Below are 22,034 nucleotides of genomic sequence, written 5' to 3'. Positions count from 1 at the left end.
ACGGGACGTTCCTACTTCTCCTGGGCCTGGACGGCGGTGATGGCCACCACGCCGACGATGTCCTCGGCCGAACATCCGCGGGACAGGTCGTTTACCGGAGCGGCGATTCCCTGGAGGATGGGCCCGTAGGCCTCGGCCTTGGCCAGGCGCTGCACGAGCTTGTAGCCGATGTTGCCCGCATCGATGTCGGGGAACACGAGCACGTTGGCGCGGCCGGCCACCGGCGAGGCGGGCGCCTTCGCCGCGCCGATCTCGGGGACGATGGCGGCGTCCAGCTGCAGCTCGCCGTCGACGGCCATCTCAGGCGCGAGCTCCTTCACGAGCGCGGTGGCGCGCACCACCTTGTCGGCGTCGTCGTTTGCGGCCGACCCGTAGGAGGAGTGCGACAGCATGGCCACCACCGGTTCGGCGCCGTCGATGAGGCTTCTCCAGGCGGCTTCGGCGTTCAGGGCGATCTGGGCCAGGCGCTCGGCGTCGGGCTGCACCTCCAGGCCGCAGTCGGAGAACAGGAAGGTGCCCTTGTGACCCAGCTCGCAGTCGGGCACGTTCATGATGAAGAACGAGCTCACCATCGACGCGCCGGGGGCGGTCTTCAGAATCTGCAGGGCGGGGCGCAGCACGTCGCCGGTGGAATGGCACGCGCCGGAGACGAGGCCCGCGGCCTGGCCCTCCTTCACCATCATCATGCCGAAGTACAGCTCGTTGTCCATGAGCTGGAGAGCCTGCTCGCGCGTCATGCCCTTCTTGGCGCGCAGCTCGGCCAGACGCTCGGCGAAGCCCTCGCGCAGCTCGGAGGTGAGCGGATTCACGATGCGGGCGCCCTCGAGGTTCAGCCCGGCGGCGGCGATGTCGTCGGGATTGCCGAGGATGATGAGGTCGGCAATGCCCTCGGCGAGGATCTTCTCGGCTGCCTGCAGCGTGCGGATGTCGTTGCCCTCAGGCAGAACGATAGCCTGCTTGTCAGATTTCGCCTGGGCGATCATGGTGTCGAGGAATGCGCTCACGGCGGCTCCTTTCTCCGGTGCGGGTGGGTTGCCCCTCCATGATAGGCCACGGCCCGCAGGGGGAGCGCGGGGTGTGGCCTTGCAGGTTGAATTATTCGGTTTGTATGGGATTTAGAGGGCGAGAGGCGCTTGCTGGGTACAATAACCCAGAACTTGAGCGGCGACGAGGCCGCCGGGATCCGTTTCACCGACAGCGAACATGAGGGAGAGAGCCCGCCATGGCAGTATGTTATGCCGATTTCCACACCATTGATATCGCCGACTTCGACGCCGTGGTCGTCGGGTCCGGCTTCGCCGGCGCCGTGAGCGCCCGCCAGCTGGCCGAGAAGGGCGGCATGCGCGTCCTTGTCATCGAGAAGCGCCCGCACATCGCCGGCAATATGTACGACGAGTACGACGAGGCCGGCGTGCTCGTGCACCGCTACGGGCCCCACATCTTCCACACCAACGACCAGGAGGCCTACGACTACCTGGCCCGCTTCACCGAGTGGTCGAGCTACCAGCATCGCGTGCTCGCCGATTGGTACGGCACCTACATGCCCGTGCCCTTCAACAAGAACTCCATGGAGATCGCCTTCGGCGAGGAGAAGGCCGCCCGGCTCATCGAGAAGCTCATCGCCACCTTCGGCGACGAGCGGAAGGTGACTATCAACGAGCTGCGCGCCCAGGAGGACCCGGAGCTGGTGGAGGTGGCGGACTTCGTCTATCAGAACGTGTTCCTCTACTACACCCAGAAGCAGTGGGGCCTGACCCCCGAGGAAGTGGACCCCTCGGTGACGGCCCGCGTGCCGGTGTTCATTTCGCGGGACAACCGCTACTTCCAGGACGCTTTCCAGGGCATGCCGGTCGATGGCTACACGCGCCTGTTCGAGAACCTGCTTTCCCACGAGGGCATTACCGTGTGCCTTGAGACCGAGGCGGAAAGCGTGTTCGACCTGGTGTTCGCGAGTCGCGAGGAAGACGCCCCGCTTGAGGCCATCCGTATCAAGGACACCGCCTTCGAGGGTCCCATCGTCTATACCGGTCCTTTGGACGAGCTGTTCTTGGGCCGCTTCGGTCGCTTGCCCTATCGCTCGCTCGACTTCGTCTACGAGACTTTCGACGAGACCTATCATTTGCCCTGCGGCACGGTGAACTACACCGTGACCGAGGACTACACGCGCATCACCGAGTTCAAGTGGCTCACCGAGCAGGCTTGCGACAAGACCACCATCATGCGCGAGTACTCCCGCGCCTACGAGGATCCCGAAACGCAGATTCCCTACTACGCCATCATCAACGACGACAACGACGCCTTGTACGCGCGCTACCGCCGCCTGACCGATACGCTGCCGAACTTTCACCCGTTGGGTCGTCTGGCCGAGTACCGCTACTTCAACATGGACAAGGTTGTCGCCGGCGCCCTGGCCGCCTCCGAGGAGATTCTCGCGGCGCGGTTGGCGGCGGAGTAGCCGCGATCAGCACCGATAAAGCCCCGACCTTGAAGTCCCGATCGAGGAGACGCTTGTGAAGACTATCACCTTCGCCGTGCCCTGCTACAACTCGGCCGCCTACATGGACCATTGCGTGGAGACGCTGCTCGCTTGCGGCGAGGACATCGAGATTCTGCTCGTGGACGACGGGTCGACCAAAGACGACACGGCCGCCATCTGCGATCGCTGGCAGGCAGAGCACCCCGGCATCGTTCGCGCCATCCATCAGCCCAACAAGGGCCACGGCGGCGCGGTGAACACGGGCCTTGCCAACGCTGAGGGCTTCTACTTCAAGGTGGTCGATTCCGACGATTGGCTCGATGCCGCGGCCATGTTCCCGCTCATGGAGTACATGCGCACGCAAGTGGAGGCTCCGGTGCCGTGCGACATGGTGGTAGCCAACTACGTCTACGAGAAAGTTGACGAGGGCGTGCAGAAGGTCATGGGCTACACCAACGTGCTGCCCGAGGGCTACGAGTTCGGCTGGGACGAGGTGGGCACGTTTCTGCCGAGCCAGTACTTGCTCATGCACTCGGTGTACTACCGCACCGATATGCTGAAGAAGATGCACCTGACGCTGCCCGAGCACACTTTCTACGTGGACAACATCTTCGTCTACGAGCCGCTCGTGTACGTGCGCACCATGCGCTATTTCAATGCGGACGCCTACCGGTACTTCATCGGGCGCGAGGACCAGTCGGTCAACGAGAAGGTCATGATGGGCCGGATGGATCAGCAGCTGCGCGTCACGCGCCAGATGATAAACAATGTCGACCCGCAGGCCGTCCGCCAGCGCCATCTGCGTCATTACCTGCGCAATTACCTGTCTATGATGATGTGCATCTGCTCGGTGTTTCTGCGTATGCGCGGGGGAGAGCAGGACGAGCGCGATCTTCAGGAAATTTGGGACTACCTGAAGGAGAAGAACCCGTCGCTGTACCGCCGCGTGCGCACCAACGTGCTGAACCTGGCCACGAATCTGCCTACCGACTTGGGCGGCAAGATCGGCCTTGGCGGCTATCACATTGCTCAGAAGATTTTCAAATTCAACTAGGCGCTCCGGGCGCCCTGGCCAGACGCACGTACCTGTCGACGCTGCGAGGCTCCGGCGCGTTTCGTGCTCGCCCCTGTTTCGCGTTCGGTGTTGGCCGGACCCGCTTGATGCAAAGGCAGGCAAATCTGAAACGCGTCAGAGCTTCTCGCTGATATTGTCCGATAAGGAGTCGTTCTTCCCTTCGGCTACTTTTTATTGAGCGCGTAGAGCTCCATGAGACCGCGTAGGGCGAGGGTTTGGTCGACGGTGGCCTCATGGGCCAGAAGCGCTGCGATGGATTCGGCGTGCTGGCCCACGAGCACGACGGGGGCTTCGTAGCCGCAATCGTTCCAGATCATGTCGATCAGTCCGTCGATGCGGGCTACTTCTCCCATGACGATACCTGCCTGCATGGCCTCAGCCGTGTTGCGCCCGAGCAGTGATTTCGGGGTGCGCAGCTCCACATCGGCCAACTGGGCCGCACCGCGAGCGAGGGCCTGGGCGCCGAGTTCCATGCCCGGGGCGATGATGCCGCCGCGAAAGGCTCCCTTGTCGTCGAGGAGCTGGAAGGTGGTGGAGGTGCCCAGGTCAACGACGAGGCACGGCGCACCGTAGGCGCTTTTGGCCGCTACCATTTCCGCCACGCGGTCGGCGCCCGCCTCGGTGGGGTCGGTAAGGCTCATCTTCAAGCCGGTCTTCAGGCCGGGGCCCACGGTGAGGGGCCGGCTTTTCGAAAGCCGTTGCGCGGCGCTTGCCCAGACATCGGTGAGCATCGGGATGACCGAGGAGATGATGGCGCCGTCGGACAACGGCGCCTCGGCGGGCAAATCGATACGTGTCGGCGCAGCTGGCTCCAAGCGCACGAGTCCGCGCTCGAGGGCTTCGAAGAACTGAAGGACGACGCCGATGGCGCCATCGGCCGTCTCGCTGGAGTCGGTCGGAACCGTCCAGCGCGCAACGAGCACCCCGTCCAGCACGAGCCCGATCTGCGTCTGCGTGTTCCGAATGTCAATTGCTAAAACCACTGCCATGCTTGACCCTTTCTTCTGCTCCGTCCATTTTACGCTATCGGGCCTCTCGGGTGGCGTCGACCCTCCATCCGTCGGGAACCATACAAAAGTGCATTTATCTTCCCGCGAAAAGGAGATGGGGCAAGTTTTGCATGGTTTGCCAGAACTAAACCGCACTTTTGTATGGTTTGCGGAGTGCGTGAGAGGGCGCGAGGGGGCGAAGTACTCGAGGGGAGGCAAAGGGTGCGAAGGGAGAGAGGGAAGCGGCGGAAGGGGCGGAGCGCTGCGGGACGCGGGGAAAGGGGCGGAGCGCTGCGGGACGCGGGGAAAGGGGCGGGGCGCTGCGGAAGGCGGGGCGCTGCGGGAGGAAGGGGCTACTTATAGTCTTCGACGTTTTTCGAGGAGGAGCCGGTGGTGTTGTCGGATTGGCGCAGCTCGAAGCCGAAGCGCACGGTTCCGTCGCCGAAGCGCTCCTGCAAGGCGTCGGTGGCAGCCAGAAGGTTGCGGCGCTTTTCTTCGTCGCGGATGAGGGGCGCGCTCGCCGCGGGGCGCGCGCCCTGGGCGCGGGAGGTGCCGCCGGAAGAGGGGTTTGCATTGGGGGAGGAGATGCCGTTGGATGTGGGACTGCCGTTGCGGGAGAAAGTGCCGCCGGAAGAGGAGCCACCGTCGGCGCGCTCCGTCTCGTCCATCGCGGCGAGGTCGAACAGCGACTCCTGCACAGGGGCGGCCGGGTCATCGAAGTGGCTGATGGCCACGCCTAGAAGGCGCACTCTCATGCCCGGCGCCCACAGCTCGCCGATCAGGCGGTGCACGACGGGAGTGAAGGCGATGTCGTCGTTGGTGGGGGCGGGCAACTGGCACTGGGCCGAGCGGGTGGTGCGGTTGTCGTAGCGCACCTTCACGGCCACGGTGCGCCCTTTGAGCCCCTTGCGGCGCAGGCGGCGGCCGACTTTGGCGCTGATGGTGGACAGGGCCGCTTCGATGTCGGTGCGATTATCAAGGTCGCGGGCGTAGGTCATCTCGTTGGAGACCGATTTCACCTCATCGTCTTCGGCCACGATGGAGCGGTCGCGTCCCAAGGCGCGATCGCGCATCATCTCGCCGTTCTTGCCGAAGACCTTTCCCAGGAGCGCCCTGTCGGCGCGCCCCATCTGCCCGAGCGTGCGAATGCCGTGGGCGTGCAGGGTCTTCTCGGCCGCCGCGCCCACGCCGGACAAGGTGCGAACGGGCAGCTCTTCCAGAAAGGCCTCTTCGGTGCCGGGGAATACCACGGTAAGGCCGTGGGGCTTGTCGCGGTCGGAGGCGATCTTGGCCACTGACTTCGAGGTGCCCACGCCGATGGAGCAGGTGACGCCGAGGGCGGCCACGCGCTCTTGAATGCGCTGGGCCACGGCTACGGGGTGCTCGATGTTCACGGCGGTAGGGGTCACGTCCATGAAGGCCTCGTCGATGGAGACCTGCTGCACGTGGGGTGTCTCATCGTGCAGGATGGCCATGATGGCCGTCGACACTTCGCGGTAGCGATGGAAGTGCCCGTGGGTCCAGATGGCGTCGGGGCAGAGTGTGCGCGCTATGGACGAGGCCATGGCCGAGCGCACGCCGAAAGCGCGCGCTTCATAGGAGCACGTGGAGACAACGCCGTGGAAATCGGCGTCTCCGCCGACGATGACCGGCTTGCCGCGCCAGGCGGGATGGTCGAGCTGCTCCACCGAGGCGAAGAACGCGTCGAGGTCGACCAGCAGAATGGCCGGCCCTTCCCAGGGTGGCAGGCTGGGAGAGCTATCGCTCACTGGCGAGGAAGAACAGGGCCATGGTGCCGGGGCCGGAATGCGCGCCGATGACCGGGTCGACATAGTTGATGAGGATGTCGGTGACCCCGAAGCGCTCGCGCACGAGCTCGGCCACGTACTCGGCATCTTCCACACAGTCGCCGTGGGTGATGAACACGGTCTGCTCGGACACCGGCGCGTTGGCCGTCTGCTCCATGTGGTCCACCAGCGCTTTAAGCGACTTCTTGCGCCCGCGCACTTTCTCCAGCGGGATGAGGTGGCCCTCGTCATCTACGTGCATGACCGGCTTGATGTTCAGCAGCGTGCCCGCCCAGGCGCTCGTGCGCGAGACGCGGCCGCCGCGGAACAGGAACATGAGGTCGTCCACGGTGAACCAGTGGGCCAGATGCAGCTTGTTGGCCTCCAGCCAGTCGCGCACCTCGCCGATGGGAGCGCCCTCCTCGCGCATCTTCGCGGCGTAGTACACGAGCAGCCCCTCGCCGAGGGAGGCGGCCAGGGTGTCCACCGTCATGACAGTGCGGTCGGAATACTCGCCGGCAAGCTCGGAGAGCATGAGGTCGATGGCCTGGCAGGTGCCGGAAAGGCCGCTGGAAAACCCGATGTAGAGCACGTCCTGCCCGCTTGCGAGCAGCCCCTCCAAAAGCTCGCGGGACTCCTTCAGGTTCGGAAGCGACGTGGTGATGACCTTCCCCTCGCGCATCATGGTGTAGAACTGCTTCAAGTCGGTCTTCTGCCCTTTGAGGTAGCTGCGGTGCTCCACCCCGTCCACCATGAAGGTGAGGGGCAGGATGTGCAGATCGAACTGATCGATGACCTCTTCGGGCAGGTTGCAGGACGAGTCGGTGACGATGGCGAAGGCCATGGAGAGCTCCTTATCGGTGGGAGGGCGTGCGGCAATTGCGACGGCAGCGCGGGCGCCCTCGGTTGCTTTGCGACCATTTTAGCGTAAAACCGCCTCTCATCGCCCGGCGAGCGCTTTGAAGCCTTTCCTGAGAAAAACTTGTAACTATTGCCCGCCTATGCTGCTCTTACCGTATACTTTGCTAGATGCACTCGCAGCCGCCCGCCCCCAAGCGGGCCGTGATAGATAAGACGAATTCGAAGTGGAAGAGGGACGAACCGTGTCGAACAGCTACAAAGACACCATGAACCTGCCCGAGACCGACTTTCCCATGCGCGGGAACCTGCCGGCCAACGAGCCTAAGCGGCTCGCCGTCTGGCAGGACATGGACATCTACCGCCGCGTGCTGGAGAAGAACGCCGACGGAAAGCCTTTCGTGCTGCACGACGGCCCGCCCTACGCCAACGGCCCCATCCATACCGGCCACGCCTTCAATAAGATCTTGAAGGACTTCGTGGTGAAAAGCCATGCTCAGCGTGGGTATTTCACCCCCTATATCCCCGGGTGGGACTGCCACGGCCAGCCCATCGAGCACATGGTGGAGGTCACCTTGGGGCCCGAGAAGATGGCCGAGATCTCCCAGCCCGAGCTGCGCCAGCGCTGCCGCGAGTGGGCCGAGAAGTACGTTGACATCCAGCGCGAGGGCTTCAAGCGCCTTGGCGTGAATGCCGATTGGGACCATCCCTACCTCACGTTCATCCCCAACTACGAGGCCGGTAACGTGGAGATCTTCAAGGACCTGTACCTGAAGGGCTCCATCTATCGCGGCCGCAAGCCCATCCACTGGTGCACCCACTGCCATACGGCGCTCGCCGAGGCGGAGATCGAGTACGGCGACGAGGTGTCGCCCTCCATCTACGTGAAGTTCAAGCTGGATGCCATGCCCGGCGTGTTCGAGGCTTGCGGGGCCGAGGGCGATGCCTGGCTGCTCATCTGGACGACTACCCCTTGGACGCTGCCGGCGAACACGGCGGTGTCTTTGGCCCCCGACGCCGACTACGTCATGGTGACGGTGGGCGGCGACAACCTCATCATGGCCAAGGAGCTCGTTGAGACTGTGGCCGAGGTGGCCGGCTGGGACGACTACGACTTCGTTCGCGGCGCCGACGGGGAGCCGGTGGCGCTTGCGGGCAAGCAGCTCTTCGGGCTCACCTACACCGCGCCGGTGCGCCACGACATCAAGGGCACGGTCATCTACGGCGACCATGTCACGCTGGATACCGGCACCGGTGCCGTGCACACCGCTCCCGGCCACGGCCAGGACGACTACCTGGTGGCGCTGGAGTTCGACATCCCCCTGCTTATGCCCGTGGATGACAACGGCGTGTTCACCGATGAGGCGGGCCAGTTTTCCGGCCTTTCCACCGACGAGGCGAACCCGGTCATCATCGACTGGCTCCGCGAGCAGGGAACGCTCGTGGCCGAGAAGAAGATCAACCACTCCTACCCGCACTGCTGGCGCTGCCACCAGCCGGTCATCTTCCGTGCCACCGACCAGTGGTTCGTCTCCATGGACAAGAACTCCCTGCGCGAGGATGCGCTGCGCGCCATCAATACGGAGGTGACCTGGATTCCCGCCTGGGCCAAGAACCGCATCGGCGCCATGGTGGCCGACCGTCCCGACTGGTGCATCTCGCGCCAGCGCAGCTGGGGCGTGCCGATTCCCGTGTTCAAGTGCGCCAAGTGCGGATCTACCGTGGCCACAGAGGAAACCTTCGACGCGGTCATCGAGCTGTTCAACACCAAGGGGGCCGACGCCTGGTTCACCGAGGCGCCGAGCGATTATCTGCCCCGTAACACCAAGTGCGAGATCTGCGGCTGCACCGAGTTGGTGCCCGAGAAGGACATTCTCGACGTGTGGTGGGAGTCCGGCGTGTCCCACACGAGCGTCTGCCGCCATCGCGCCGAGGCCGACGGTCTCACGTTCCCGGCCGATGTGTACCTGGAGGGCTCCGACCAGCACCGCGGCTGGTTCCAGTCCTCGCTGCTCACCTCCATCGGCGCCTACGGGGTGCCGCCCTACAAGTCGGTCATGCACTGCGGGTTCGCGGTGGACGAAGAGGGCCGCAAGATGTCGAAGTCGCTCGGCAACGGCATCGATCCCCAGGAGATGTGCGACAAGTTCGGCGCCGACGTGATGCGCCTGTGGGTGTCCTCTTGCGACTACTCCCAGGACTTCTCCATCTCGGAGAACATCTTAAAGCAGGTCTCCGACGCCTACCGCCGCTTCCGCAACACCTTCCGCTTCCTGCTGGGCAACCTGAACGATTTCGGGCCCGAGAACTTCGTGGAGAGCTGGGACGACCTCGAGCCTTTGGATCAGTGGGCGCTCGTGCGCCTCACCCAGCTGCTCGCCGACGTGGAAGCGGGCTACGATTCCTTCCGCTACAATGGCGTTTACCGCGCGCTCTACGATTATGTGAACGACATTTCGGCCGTCTACATGGACGTCACCAAAGACCGCCTGTACTCCGAGGCGCCAAACTCTCCGCGCCGCCGGGCCGTGCAGACGGTGCTCATGAACATCCTCGAGGTGCTCGTGCGCGTCATGACTCCCATCCTCTCGTTCACGACCGACGAGGTGTGGGAGTTCTATCCGCCGGCGTTCCGTTCCGTCGAGGGCCGCGAGCCCTCGGTGCAGCTGGCCGGCTGGCCCGCGTTGCGCGATTTCACGCCCGCGCTTCCGTCTGACGCCGGCGCGCAGGTGGCTCCGCTCGAGGAGATGATGGCCGTGCGCGAGGTGGTCACCAAGGCTTTGGAAGACGCTCGCAACGAGAAGGTCATCGGCAAGAGCCAGGAGGCCTCCATCGTGGTGACGGCCCCGGCGGCGCTTGTGGCCACGGCCGCCGCCTTCGATACGGCGGTGTTCGAGGAGCTCTTCATCGTGGCCAAGGTGCAGTTCGTGGAAGGCGAAGGCGACGAGGTGACCGCTGCGGTTACGGTGGCCGAGGGCGAGAAGTGCCCGCGCTGCTGGAACATCCGCGAGCTGGGCATTGACGCGGCCCACCCGGATGTGTGCGCCCGCTGCGCCGGCGCTCTTGAGGCCATCGGCTTTGAGGGCGAGTAACGTGGACAATGTGACGGACAACCGCAAGCGCAACGCCGGCATCTTCGCCGGCGTTGCCTTGGTTTGGCTTGCGCTGGATCTGGCCACTAAGGCCTATTTCAACGCCTTCGAAATCGGCCAGGTGGTGGCCGGGCCCTTTTTGGGGCTCTTCCAATTCCGCCTCGCGCACAACACCGGGGCGGCCTGGGGCATGTTCGACCAGTCCACGTTTGCTTTGGGCGTCATGTCGCTTCTGGTCTGCGTCGCGCTCGCGGCGTACCTATTCACGGCGGGCAAGCGGGCAAGTGTCGCAGAGACGCTCGGCATCGCGCTTGTGGTGGCCGGCGGCATTGGCAACGCGCTCGACCGCTTCACCTTGGGCTACGTGGTCGATTTCATCGACACTACCTTCATCAGCTTTCCCACCTTCAATGTTGCCGATATCGGGGTCACGTGCGGCTTCGTTCTCTTCTTCGCGGGCATGCTCTGGTCCATGCGGAAGGAGTCGGAGCAGGCCGCCGCTTCGATTCACGCGAAGCCCGATGCGAACGATTCTGAAAATGACGTGGACGAGCGCGAATAGCGCGTACAGGGGATAGCTGACCTTTTCCATCCGCGCTAGAATGGGTTTCATGTCAAGATCAATTTGCTATATCGCCACCGCAAGCGACGAGGGAAGTCGCCTGGATGCCCTGTGCGCCGCACGCGGGCTGTACGCCTCCCGCTCTGCCGCCGCGCGCGCTATCGAGGAGGGCCGCGTCTTCGTGAACGGCGCCGCGGTGTCCAAGAAGCACGCCGTGGCCGCGGGCGACACCATCGTTTACGAAGTGGACGACGAGCCCGAGACCGTCGTCGTGTACGGAGAGCCCATCGATTTGGATGTGCGCTACGAGGATGAGGACATGCTCGTCATCTCGAAGCAGGTGGGGCTCGTGTGCCATCCTTCGGCCGATCATTCCCACGGCACGCTTGTGAACGCGCTCATCTGGCACTGCGGCGAGGAGCATCTCTGCAACGTGCAGGGCGAGGAGGCCGACCGCCTCGGCATCGTGCATCGCCTCGATCGGGATACCTCGGGACTAATGCTCGCCGCCAAGACCGACGAGGCGGGTCGCGAGCTCATGGCTCAGATTCAGGAGCGCGCGGTGGACCGCCACTACCTTGCGTTGGTGCACGGCATCATGGCCCACGATACGGGCATGATCGATGCTCCTATCGCGCGATCGGCCGACGAGCGCTGCCGCATGGCCGTGCGCGATGTGCCCTCGGCCCGCGAGGCTATCACCACGTTTCGCGTGCTGGAGCGCTTCGAGGCGGGTCCCAAGGACGACGGCTACAGCCTTATCGAGTGCAAGCTGTTCACGGGTCGCACCCATCAGATTCGCGTGCACATGCAGTACACGCGCCACCCAATAGTGGGAGACCCGGTGTATGCCGCCCACGGCCCTCGCGACGCGCGGGCCCAGCTGGGGCTCGAGCGACAGTTCCTGCACTCCTACAGCATCGCCTTCGAGCATCCTGCGACGGGCGAGTCCATGGCCTTCGCCGACCAGCTGCCGCGCGACTTGGCCGAGGCGCTGGAGGGCTTGCGCGAGCGCTCGGTCGGGGTGACGGATGCGGGCCGCGAGGTGTTCGCCCTCATGGAGGCCTCTCCTGCGCCCTCGGTGGAGGGGAAGGTGCCCCATGAGTAGAAAGGTCGCGCCCGTACCGGGCAAGGTGGGCGTCATCATCGCGAACACGGGCACGCCGGCGGCCCCCACCCCCAAGGCCGTGAAGAAGTACCTCGCCCAGTTCCTCATGGACCCGCGGATCTGCCCCATGCCGCGCCCGGTGTGGTGGATGCTGCTTCACACGGTTATCCTGCGCAAACGCGCCAAGGCCTCGGCCGAGAAGTACTGCGCCATCTGGACGGCGGCCGGCTCGCCGATGGCTGTGGCCTATGGGGCCCTGGAGCGCGGGCTTGCCGACTACTACGCCGAGCGGGGGCTGCCCGTGGAAGTGCGCGCCGCCATGAGCTACGGCGCGCCGTCGCTCAAGCAGGCGGTCCGGGAGCTGAAGGAGGCGGGCTGCGAGCGGCTTGTGGCGCTGCCCATGTACCCGCAGTCGGCGCTTTCCACCACCTCCTCGGTGGCTGACGGGCTTGCCCGGGCTGTGCGCCGGGCGCGCTGGAAGGGCGCGGTAGATTTCATCGACGACTACAGCGAGAACCCGGTATACGTGCGCGCCATCGCGGCCTCCATCCGCAACGCGGGCTTCTCCGAGGAGCGGGGCGACCGGCTGCTGTTCTCGTACCACTCCATCCCGCTGAAGGATATCGAGGCAGGGGACACCTACGAGCTGCAGACCGGGGCCACGAGCCTGGCTGTAGCCGGCGAGCTCGGGCTCGACCGCCGCAGCTGGACCATCAGCTACCAGAGCCGCTTCGACAAGGGCCGTACGTGGCTGTCGCCCTTCACGCGGCCCACGCTCGTGCGCCTGGCCCAGGCCGCCGAGCCGGGCAGCCGCCTGTTCGTGGTGTGCCCGAACTTTGCGGTGGACTGCCTGGAGACGCTCTACGACGTGCCGAACGAGCTGGAGCCCATCTACCGCGCGGCGCTCGCCGGCGAGCTGGTGGATGCCGACGAGGAGCCCGGCGCCCTGGAGAACACCGGCAAACGCGCCGCCCATTGCGATGCGCACCTGGAAGCCCACCGCGACATCGCGAAAACCGTGCGCATGAAGCGCGCCTCCGAGGATTTCCGCCGCGGCGCCCACCGCCAGCTCGAAGCCGACGAGCCCTTCGTGTACGTTCCCTGCCTCAACAAGTCCAAGGCGCATCTGAAGGTGCTCGCCTCCGTGCTCGCTCCCTACGTGGGGGACGAGGGCGTCTAAGCTTTCTGTCATAGCCGTTCGCCGCGGTGCGGCAAGATGCTATACGGCGGCGAACGGCTCCGGTGCGGCTTATTTGGGGATTGAAGTAAGTTGCTGAACGGTTTGACGCACTGAAGTGATGACTTCTTCTTTCGAGTGCAGATCCATTTTCTTGTAGATGTGGCGCACGTGGGTGTCGATGGTCGATTGCGAGATGTAAAGTTCGTTGCGGATATAGGGGAGTGAATATCCTTGGGCAAGGTAGGGAAGAATCTCGCTCTCCCGCTTGGTGAGTCCGAATTTTGCGGATATGGTGTTGCATGCAGCCTGGAAGACGTCTGTGCCGCTTCGGTCGTCTGCGGCGGTATCGCTCGTGAGATGTGATGGGCTCGTAGCGGAAACGTTTGTGTGCTCCTCGCGCTTACCAAGCGTGAACGCAAGCCTATCTTGTGTGGCGATTGAAATCATAACCGCTATGGTCAATGTCGTCAGCGCGATAAGGAGCACTCCTTGGATCGTTCCTCCGGCGTAGGGCGTAAGGCCCAGTGCCGCTGGCGCTATGAGCGACCCCATGAGAAAGCCAAATTCAACGAAGAATCGTCCGAGTCCGAATATTCGCACAGGAGAAGCGCCGGTGCTTTGTGCGAGCTCTGCGAAATAGACAAAAGTAACCAGGTTGAGCAACGCTTGAGCGGCAAAGACAATGAGCGTTGCCGCTATCGCCCAATACGCTCCCTCGAAAAGCAAGAAAGAAAAGGCAATAGCTATGAGGGGAAGCGTCCAGCGATAGAGCGTCCCGAGATTCAACGAGCGAGAATAGCGGAGCAGGTATCCCATGAGAACGAGCGCTGTGATAGAGCCCGAAAGGACCGAGATGCTGAAAGTCCTGCTCTCAAGGGGTATGGCCCCCGCTATGACAAAGCTCCAGTAAAGCGAGACAACAAGAGTCGTTGCAGCGACTCCTATGCCGAGACGCACAAAGCCCCTGAGGGCAAAGTTGCCGCTCTCTTCCCGTGCTTTGCTTTTCAGAGGAGTCTCTATAGAACTCGCGCATTTCAGGCAAAGCACGGACAAGAGGGGAAATGCCAGCACCGTAGCGAAAGCTATGGTTCTCGGTAGAGCGAGAACGAGACCGTAGCAGACGAAAGAAATGAAAAGCGAGAGCGCGGAAACACGCTCTATCGCCGCCATATTGAGACGGCTGTAATGCGTACCCCACGCAACGGTAAGCGCGGCAGTTCCTATCGACGATGCAAACCCCGCAATCACGCACAACAGAGGACGGTGCTCGGCGGCGATATTTACCGTCATCTCAAGGATAATCGTCCCAAGAACCATGAAGGCGGCGGCGAAAAGAACAAGGCGCCTCCAGCCGTTTTCGTCGACGAGACACCGTCCTAAGAGGAAGAACAGAAGCAGTCCGACGGATGCGCCCAACATGGAAGCAAGCCAGAACCAGCCGAGGCTTACCTCGGTATTCGTCGAGAACGTGTCAGTGAAGATAGTCGCCATTCCCCAGGCAATAAGAAATCCCCATCCGCCGTTTGATAGGCGCATGGCCGCGAGCTTGCGACTACTCGGTTCAGGTACCTCACTGCAATTTAGGCTGCTCATTTGAAATCCTCCTTGTTGTTATTGTAGAGCAGGGGAGTGTCGGAGAGGGGCGCGCGAGCTCAATATTTAATCGAGTGAATCACGTGATATATCTTCTGCGACATGCTTTCAGGGGGTTTAAGCGATTGGAGGACGGGCTGGGAGGAATTACATTTATCGCGAAGCGGGGCGACGCTTGACTCGTCGGCCTTTGTCGATTCGCGTTATAGGAGGAGTTATGGAAAAGAAGATCTCGCGTAGGAGCTTTCTAGCGGGGGGAATGGCTGCCGGCATGCTGGGTGCGGCCTCGCTTGCTGGTTGTGCTCCAAAGATGAAGGGCGAGGCTGATTTGGCGGCTACGGGAGAGTCGTCGTCGCGAGAGACGACGGTAATTCCCAGCTCGGAGAATTTCGAGCCTGATTATTGGCCCGAGGAAGGCACAGTTGCCTTTGTTAAAGACCCTATCACAGACATTGCTGAAGTGAAAGAATACGATGTCGTTGTGTGCGGATGCGGTTTTGCGGGATCCTGCGTTGCTGCCTCTTTGGCAGAAAACGGAAAACAGGTGGCAATTCTCGAGAAACGCGCAACCTATGGCGCAAATGGCTACAGCGTAGCTGCTATAGGAGATCGTGTCCACAATGCCATGGGGGTTGAGATTGACAAAGATCGCTTTGTTAGCGACATGATGTCGACGGCGGGCGGCTATCGGGCAAATGAAGGTCTTATTAGAAATTTCGTAAATCGTTCCGGCGAGGCCATGGATTGGCTGCTCGATATGGTCGGCGATAAAATTTCCGAACCTACTCTTGGCACTCAGCAAATGGAGATTGGCGGAATAACTTGGTGGGCAAGTGACGTTTCCTTTGTGAACGATCAAATGGCTGGCGTGATTCCCCATGTGCTTGATTATGCGCAGTCATTCGGCTCAACAGACCTTTTTTACGAGACGCCCGCCTGCCAGTTGATTCAAGAAGAGACCGGTGAAATTACCGGTGTTATAGCGAAAACTACCGAGGGGCAGTATGTTCAGTTCAATGCCAAAGACGGTGTTGTTCTTGCAACAGGCGGCTACGAGCATAACGTTGAAAGGCTGAGGAAGTGCCTTCGTCCTCGAGATCTCATGTGCGCCGCATGGCTCAACATGAATAGCGAAAACACCGGAGACGGACATGAGATGGGACTTGCGGTAGGTGGGTTTGAAGACGAGTATCCCCATTGCTCCTGCACGGACCCTTCGGGAACGCCGAACCACACTTTCTTCGGTGCAGCCATGAACTCCTTCCTGCGTGTCAATGCCCAAGGCGAACGATTTATGAACGAGGGCATCCCCTTTGACTATCGAGCAAATTCCATCGGCAACCAGATTGGGGCGCACTGCTGGACGCTCGTTGACGGCGATGTGCTCGAGCATCTCCCGAGAATTAACCCAACAGCTCCCTATACGCCTGAGGAGCAGCTCGAAACCCTTGAGGCGGACTGCTTCAAGGCTGATACGCTCGAAGAATTAGCCAAGATGATCGAGGTCGACTACGAAACGCTTCAAAAGAGTATTGACCGATACAACGCCCTGTTTGATGCCGGCCAGGATGAGGACTTCGGAACGCCCGTGGTGTCGATGGCACCGGTGAGAACGCCTCCGTTTTATGCCGTCAATGAAAGCATCGTTCACCTTGCGACGGTGTGCGGATTGCAAGTGACGAAGAACTCGGAGGTGTTGAGTCTTCGGAATCGACGTCCAATTCCGGGCCTTTACGCTATCGGAAACGTGTCCGGGTCGATGTTCTCCACCACTTATCCGCATCATATCAGCGCCGTTTCTCTGGGACGCTGCCTTGCGATGGGCTATGTGGTTGGCAGGATTATTTCTGGAGTTGAGCAGCCCCTTTAACGCTCTGTCCTGCTGATTTGCGGTTGATGGGCGGGTATCACGTGAATCACCCGATATCGATGTTTTGACCGTTATTCGGGGGATACACGCGATGGAAATCGAAGCCTTGACGAATTAAGGTGCGTTCTGCAGCAGGGGAGATGAAGATTGCTCCCCGCGTGAAACCAATCCTTGTAGGAGGGACTTATGGAAAACAATGTGACGCGTCGTAGTTTCCTGATGGGAGGAGCCGCGGCAAGTATGTTCGGGCTTGCAGCGCTGGCAGGCTGTGCGCCCAGCAACGCGAGCAGCGCTTCAAGCTCTGCGGCACCTACCCCCGAATCGAATGGGACAACCCCGGGGGCGACTTCGGACAAGCCCTGGGAGGTTGCGCCTGCGGCAATACCTGAGGATGAGATCACCGAAACCATCGAGAGCGACGTGGTCATTATCGGCTTGGGCGCATCGGGCACCTATGCGGCCACTTCGGCCATCGAGAATGGTCTGTCCGTTACTGTTCTGGAGCGCAACGATACCTTCAATGCCAACGGCGGTTCCCACTTCATGTTCAACTCGAAGTGCCAGCTCGAGCAGGGCGAGGCGGTGGATACAGCGGTCGCGGTAAAGGACTTCCTGAACATCGGCAACTATAAGATGGATGGAAGCGCCGTATGGGCCTGGGCCAACCGCTCCGGCGAGGCGGCCGATTGGTTTGCCGATGTGGTGGAGCCCTATGGCCTGCACCCTGTTCTCCAGCATTCCGACGATGTAGTGATCGAGAAGATCTATCCGGGCACCATCCTGTTCATCGGCGGCGCCAACGAGCCCACTTCAGCCATCGACCAGGATCCCTACAATGGCGATTTGGGTCTCGGATTCGTTCCAGAGATCGACCTTCTGGGCACGCTGCTCGAGCACATCCAGGGCAAGGGGGCCGATGTGCGCTTCAAGCACACCTCCCAGCAGCTCGTGCGCGAGGAGGGCGGTCGCGTGACGGCGGTCATCGCCACCGACGAGTCCGGCGCCTACAAGAAGTTCGTCGGCACCAAGGGCATTGTCGTGGCCACGGGCTCCTACAGCCAGGACGCTGATATGCTCAACTTCTTCTGCCCGATGGTCACTCACAACCCCAACGGCGACAAAGTGGCCCAGTTCAATATGGGCGACGGTTCTGGTATCAAGCAGTCTCTGTGGGTTGGCGGTGCCATGCAGAACAACGGAGATCATCCTCCGATGATGTTCTGGGGATCCACGAACTGCATTAAGAATGTCATGGTGAACGCCACCGGCAAGCGCTTCATCGACGAGAACGCTGGTCAGTCCAACATGGCCGCGGCTCAGTTCAACCAGCCCGGCTCGACCATGGTGGCCCTGTGGAACGACGCCTACGCTGGGCAGCTGCCGGCCATCTCCTACCGCGCTGACGACCCTTCCTGGGCAGCAAAGCCCGAAGAGCTGCTCGCGAAGTGGAACGCGCTGGTGGAGGAGGGCGTCTTCATGAAGGCCGACTCCCTCGACGAAATTGCCGCGGCATTCGAGCTGCCCGCCGATGTGCTGAAGCAAACGGTAGAGACCTACAACGGCTACTGCGCCGCCGGAGAGGACCTGGAGTTCCACAAGGACCCCGCCACGCTCCACGAGCTTACGGGCCCCTTCTTCGCGACGAAGTACGATATTCCGGCTTCCCTGGCCTGTATGGGCGGTCTGCATGTGAACGCTCAGTCCCAGGTGCTCACGGCCGAGAGCGAGCCCATCGAGGGCCTCTACGCCATCGGACTGGCAGCCGGCGATTTCTACGCCAACCAGTACAGCACGCGCTTTGCCGGCAACAGCCTGGGCCGCTGCATGACTTTTGGTTACCTTGTCGGCCGCCAGCTGGCAGGGCTGGAGTAGTCGCCACTCCTGGCGCAAAAGAGACTTTGCGATCCGCGTTCCCCTCCCGCGCGGTGCTAAAGTAAGAAAGGACCTCCGATAACGGAGGTCCTTTCTTTCGGGGTGCCGGCAGCGTTTTGGGAGGGAGGGCGCTGCCGGCCGGATGAAGCGAAATGCGCGCCGCTTAGGCCTCGGCGAGCTCGTGGCCGAGCATGTAGCCGAAGGTGATGCAGCGGCCGTGGCTGTTGCCGGCCACGTTGATGGGATAGTCCACCGCGGTGATGTCGCCCATGATGTTGCCGAGAACGTAGAGGCCCTCGATGACGTTGCCCTCGGCGTCCAGGCACTGGAAGTCGTTGTTGCACTTCAGGCCTCCGCAGACGGCGAGCAGCGCGGGACCGACCTTCAGCGCGTAGAACGGGCCCTGCTTGACGGGCGTGAGGAACACGGGCTTCTTGTAGTAGTCGGTGTCCTCGCCGGCCTCGCACATGCCGTTGTAGCGGTCGACGGTGGCGGTCAGGGTCGCGGCGTCGCAGCCGATCTTCTGCGCCAGCTCCTCGATGGTGTCGGCCTCGTAGGCGATGCCCTGCTCGATGTAGAGCGGAATCTGGGTCTGGAAGTAGTCGGGGGCCAGCTGCAGATCGCTGCCGTAGGGGCGGAAGGAGTCCCAGAACATGCCGCCGCCGTAGGGCAGGCCGTTCACCAGGTCGGTCGGCCAGTTGGCGTCGAAGACCGACCAGGCCTCGCCGCCCGGCTGCTTGTTGATGGCCAAGGACTTGCCCTGCACCCAGGTGTCCTCGCACATGAAGCGCTCGCCGTTGTCGTTCACGAACAGGAAGGGGCCGTGGAACCAGCAGAAGGCCTGGGGGTGCATCATGGTGGGGAAGGGCAGATCCTGCAGCTGGGCGCCGACCCACATGCCCATCTTGTGGCCGTCGCCGGTGTTCACGCCCACCGGGGTGTACTGGCTGCGCGGCTGGCCGTACTCGGCGCAGATGGGGGCGTAGGCCTCGCACATCTCCAGGCTGCCTCCGATGTCGCCGGTGGCGAGCACGACGCCCTTGGCGGCGTTGTACTGCACGTAGCCGTCGGCAGTCTCGCAGATGCAGCCCGTGATTTTGCCGGAGTCGTCCTTGACGAGCTGTACGGCCGGGGAGTTGAACACGAACTCGGCGCCGTCCTTCACGGCGTCCAGGTAGCACAGCTCCGCGCCGGCGAAGCCGGTGGAGGTGAGACCGGCCTCCTCGGGGATTCTAAACATGTGATAGCCCGGCTGCTCGGCATAAACGTCGTCGTGGCTGTAGAAGGCGCCGACCATGGCCGTTCCGCCGAGGGCCTCGCACTTGTCGATGAGCCAGTTGGAGGCCTCCTCGGAGTTGTTGAAGAACTTCACGATGAGGTCCTCGTTGGTGCGGCTGGCGCACTGGGCGATCCAGTGCTGCTTGGCGTTCACCTTGTCCACCTTCGCGCCCAGCTCGTCCATGTAGCGGGAATTGATGGCGCCGAAGCCGCCGCCACGACCCTGGAAGGAGTCCGTCTTCTCGACGACGGTCACTTTGCCCCCCTTCTCGGCCGCCGCGGCCGCGCAGGCGCAACCAGCGAGACCAGCGCCGATGACGAGGATGTCGGTGTCAACGACAGAGGCGACGTCGGTGATAGGCTCCGGGGCGATCTCCCACTCGTAGGTGGCCTCGCCGGTGGCAGCCATGGGCTCGGCGGGCGCAGAAGCGCTTTCGGCCGGAGCGACCGGCGAGCAGCCGGCGAGTCCGGCGACGGCAGCGCCAGCGGCCGCAGTGGCACCGAGGCCGAAGAATGCGCGGCGAGACAGGCCCTTGGAGTTCGTTTCAGTCATAGGTTTCCCTTTCTTTCCCACACGGGACCCTCCGCCCCGTGCTTTTCTCTAGGGGGGCGCCGTGACTGCAGACGAATCGCAGGCTTCAGGCGCCTCCCTTTCGAAGCGCATAATGTCAAAGTGAGCGGCGGATAACATCTAACCTTTAGGCCCATTTCGCCCGTTCAGGCAAAAATGGGCCGATTCGGCCCATGGTCATTTTTAGGTAGTTTGTTAGTTTGAAAACAGGCAACGCGCCGTCGAGGGGCCGCAATCGCGCGGTAGAGTAGGATGGACCATAAAGCAAGTTCGCACTTGCGTGTTTTGGGAGGAATCGTGGGGGAGAAGATGAGGAGCCGGTTTGAGAACTGGCGACTTTTGGGGCTTGGCTTCTGGCAGGCCTGGCAGATTATTGCCATGTGCACCGATATCGTGGCACCCACCTCTGGGTTTCTGCTTGATCGCGATAGTGCGTTGGTCGTTCTGCTCGTGCTTATGACCCTTGGCTACTTGGCGGTCGTGCTCGCCTCGCGGCAGCTCGCCCCCTTCATTCGCCGTCGCGCAGCCTATATCGCGGCAAGCCTGCTCATGACGTCGGGTACAGCGGCCATGCCCTTGGCCATGATGTTTTTCGTCGGCCCTGCGGGTTTTGCTCTTTTCATCTTTGCCGCCGCCTGTGCCTCTTTGGGCAACGCGCTTCTGCTCATCATGTGGGGAGAGCTGTGGAGCGCCCTTGCCACGGGGCGCGTCGGGCGACACCTCTACGCCTCCTACACCTTCGCCTTCGTGCTGTTCTTCGCCATCTACTTCTTGCCACGTCTTTTGGCCGTGGCGGCTGCGGCTCTGCTTCCCATTCTCTCGACCCTTGCTCTGTATGCCTGTCATCGCGAGCCGCGACGAGAGCCTTCCGTAGTGCCCTTGGACGTGCGCACGATTCCTGTGGCGAGGCTTCTGCTGTGCCTGTTCGTCATCAGCGTCATCTGGGGCCTCACCCAGGGTATGGTGGTGACGTTTGCCGTGGGCGACGAGTTCTTTACGGCGAAATCGCTGCTTCTGGCCGGGGGCGGCATCGGCGCCATCACTCTTTCCATGGTGGTGTCCTCTTCGCCTTCCGAAGCGCTCACGCTCTACCGTCCGGTAATTCCCGCCGTTCTCGTCGGCATCATCTTGCTGTTGCTGCAGCCGGCAGTCTATCCGTTTCTCGGCTCGGGTCTCATCATCATGGGCATCTACTGCCTTGATATGCTCATCATGCTCGTGTCCACCGACATTGCCTTCCGCGGGCGAATTTCCGTTGCGCTCTCCTTCGGCCTCGCGATTCTCGTGACCAGGGCTGGAACCCTCGTCGGCTCTGTTTCCGCCGACGCCTTCATGTTCGCGCCGTTCTGGTCGACGCAGCTGCGCACCGACGTCTGCCTTATCGCCGTGCTCCTGCTTGCTGTCATAGGCATGCTGTTCTTCACCATGGCTGACGTCCAGCAGCTCTACGTGACGCCGCGGACCCAGAAGGCCGACGAGTCCCTCGACCAGAAGTGCGCGGCCGTGGCCGCCATGGGCAACCTCACCAAACGCGAGGCCGAGGTGCTCCTGCTTCTAGCCCGAGGGCGCTCCATTCCCTATATTTGCGACGAGCTGCACATTGCTCAGGGCACGGTGAAGCACCATGTGAGCAATATCTATCGCAAGCTCGGTGTCTATGACCGCCAGGGACTGCTTGACGCCATCGAGCAGGGCGGGGTGGGGAAGTCGGCTCTGACTTAGG

Annotated in this window: 15 protein-coding genes; 9 read left to right on the top strand and 6 right to left on the bottom strand. The window is 62.4% G+C overall.

The genetic code is table 11. The features are described 5' to 3' along the window. Window positions 1-11 precede the first annotated feature (11 nt). Entirely contained in the window at window positions 12-1,004 is a 993-nt protein-coding gene (pta, locus tag VJ923_RS04710; RefSeq protein ID WP_326439069.1) for a phosphate acetyltransferase, read from the bottom strand. Between the two features lie 218 nt (window positions 1,005-1,222). On the opposite strand from pta, the gene glf reads away from it, so the two are divergent. Both glf and VJ923_RS04700 read left to right on the top strand, forming a co-directional pair. Then, window positions 1,223-2,455: a UDP-galactopyranose mutase gene (gene glf, locus VJ923_RS04705; protein WP_326439067.1), complete on the top strand. Its 1,233-nt coding sequence runs from the start codon at window positions 1,223-1,225 to the stop codon at window positions 2,453-2,455. A 55-nt stretch (window positions 2,456-2,510) separates the two neighbouring features. Beyond that, window positions 2,511-3,530, top strand: a complete 1,020-nt coding sequence (locus tag VJ923_RS04700; protein WP_326439065.1) for a glycosyltransferase family A protein — start codon at window positions 2,511-2,513, stop codon at window positions 3,528-3,530. A gap of 185 nt (window positions 3,531-3,715) precedes the next feature. On the opposite strand, the gene VJ923_RS04695 is transcribed toward VJ923_RS04700, so the two are convergent. The 3 genes from VJ923_RS04695 to VJ923_RS04685 all read right to left on the bottom strand — a co-directional run bounded on the left by VJ923_RS04695 (window position 3,716) and on the right by VJ923_RS04685 (window position 7,171). Beyond that, window positions 3,716-4,540, bottom strand: coding sequence for a type III pantothenate kinase (locus tag VJ923_RS04695; protein ID WP_326439063.1), 825 nt, complete (start codon window positions 4,538-4,540; stop codon window positions 3,716-3,718). Between the two features lie 353 nt (window positions 4,541-4,893). Continuing rightward, window positions 4,894-6,309, bottom strand: a complete 1,416-nt coding sequence (dinB, locus tag VJ923_RS04690; RefSeq protein ID WP_326439061.1) for a DNA polymerase IV — start codon at window positions 6,307-6,309, stop codon at window positions 4,894-4,896. Continuing rightward, window positions 6,299-7,171 (bottom strand): DegV family protein, encoded by an 873-nt coding sequence (locus VJ923_RS04685; RefSeq protein WP_326439059.1) that lies wholly within the window; start codon window positions 7,169-7,171, stop codon window positions 6,299-6,301. The genes dinB and VJ923_RS04685 overlap by 11 nt, the downstream gene beginning before the upstream one ends. A gap of 259 nt (window positions 7,172-7,430) precedes the next feature. Between VJ923_RS04685 and ileS the strand changes: the two genes are divergently transcribed. The 4 genes from ileS to hemH are packed head-to-tail and all read left to right on the top strand — an operon-like array spanning window position 7,431 to window position 13,127. Further along, window positions 7,431-10,277, top strand: coding sequence for an isoleucine--tRNA ligase (gene ileS / locus VJ923_RS04680; RefSeq protein WP_326439095.1), 2,847 nt, complete (start codon window positions 7,431-7,433; stop codon window positions 10,275-10,277). Between the two features lies 1 nt (window position 10,278). Next, the gene (gene lspA, locus VJ923_RS04675; RefSeq protein WP_326439057.1) at window positions 10,279-10,839 is read left to right on the top strand and encodes a signal peptidase II; all 561 of its coding nucleotides are present in this window, start codon (window positions 10,279-10,281) and stop codon (window positions 10,837-10,839) included. Between the two features lie 49 nt (window positions 10,840-10,888). Then, the gene (locus VJ923_RS04670; protein WP_326439055.1) at window positions 10,889-11,947 is read left to right on the top strand and encodes an RluA family pseudouridine synthase; all 1,059 of its coding nucleotides are present in this window, start codon (window positions 10,889-10,891) and stop codon (window positions 11,945-11,947) included. Next, the gene (gene hemH, locus VJ923_RS04665) at window positions 11,940-13,127 is read left to right on the top strand and encodes a ferrochelatase (protein ID WP_326439053.1); all 1,188 of its coding nucleotides are present in this window, start codon (window positions 11,940-11,942) and stop codon (window positions 13,125-13,127) included. Before VJ923_RS04670 ends, hemH begins: the two co-directional genes overlap by 8 nt. Before the next feature lie 69 nt (window positions 13,128-13,196). Here hemH and VJ923_RS04660 read toward each other — a convergent pair whose 3' ends face one another. Continuing rightward, complete coding sequence (locus VJ923_RS04660) at window positions 13,197-14,720, bottom strand: helix-turn-helix transcriptional regulator (protein ID WP_326439051.1); 1,524 nt, start codon at window positions 14,718-14,720, stop codon at window positions 13,197-13,199. A gap of 217 nt (window positions 14,721-14,937) precedes the next feature. Between VJ923_RS04660 and VJ923_RS04655 the strand changes: the two genes are divergently transcribed. Both VJ923_RS04655 and VJ923_RS04650 read left to right on the top strand, forming a co-directional pair. Next, window positions 14,938-16,590, top strand: coding sequence for an FAD-binding protein (locus VJ923_RS04655; protein WP_326439049.1), 1,653 nt, complete (start codon window positions 14,938-14,940; stop codon window positions 16,588-16,590). Window positions 16,591-16,830: 240 nt separating this feature from the next. Then, entirely contained in the window at window positions 16,831-18,462 is a 1,632-nt protein-coding gene (locus VJ923_RS04650) for an FAD-dependent oxidoreductase (protein WP_326439047.1), read from the top strand. 163 nt (window positions 18,463-18,625) lie between these two features. Here the strand turns inward: VJ923_RS04650 and VJ923_RS04645 are convergent, their stop codons facing one another. Next, window positions 18,626-20,293 (bottom strand): FAD-dependent oxidoreductase, encoded by a 1,668-nt coding sequence (locus VJ923_RS04645; RefSeq protein WP_326439045.1) that lies wholly within the window; start codon window positions 20,291-20,293, stop codon window positions 18,626-18,628. Between the two features lie 327 nt (window positions 20,294-20,620). Here VJ923_RS04645 and VJ923_RS04640 point away from each other — a divergent pair, with 327 nt between their 5' ends. Beyond that, window positions 20,621-22,033, top strand: a complete 1,413-nt coding sequence (locus tag VJ923_RS04640; RefSeq protein ID WP_326439043.1) for a helix-turn-helix transcriptional regulator — start codon at window positions 20,621-20,623, stop codon at window positions 22,031-22,033. Window position 22,034 lies beyond the last annotated feature (1 nt).

The sequence above is a fragment of the Adlercreutzia shanghongiae genome, from assembly GCF_035830635.1.
Classification (GTDB): Bacteria; Actinomycetota; Coriobacteriia; order Coriobacteriales; family Eggerthellaceae; genus Adlercreutzia; species Adlercreutzia shanghongiae.
This window is presented reverse-complemented; position numbering and strand designations above follow the sequence as displayed.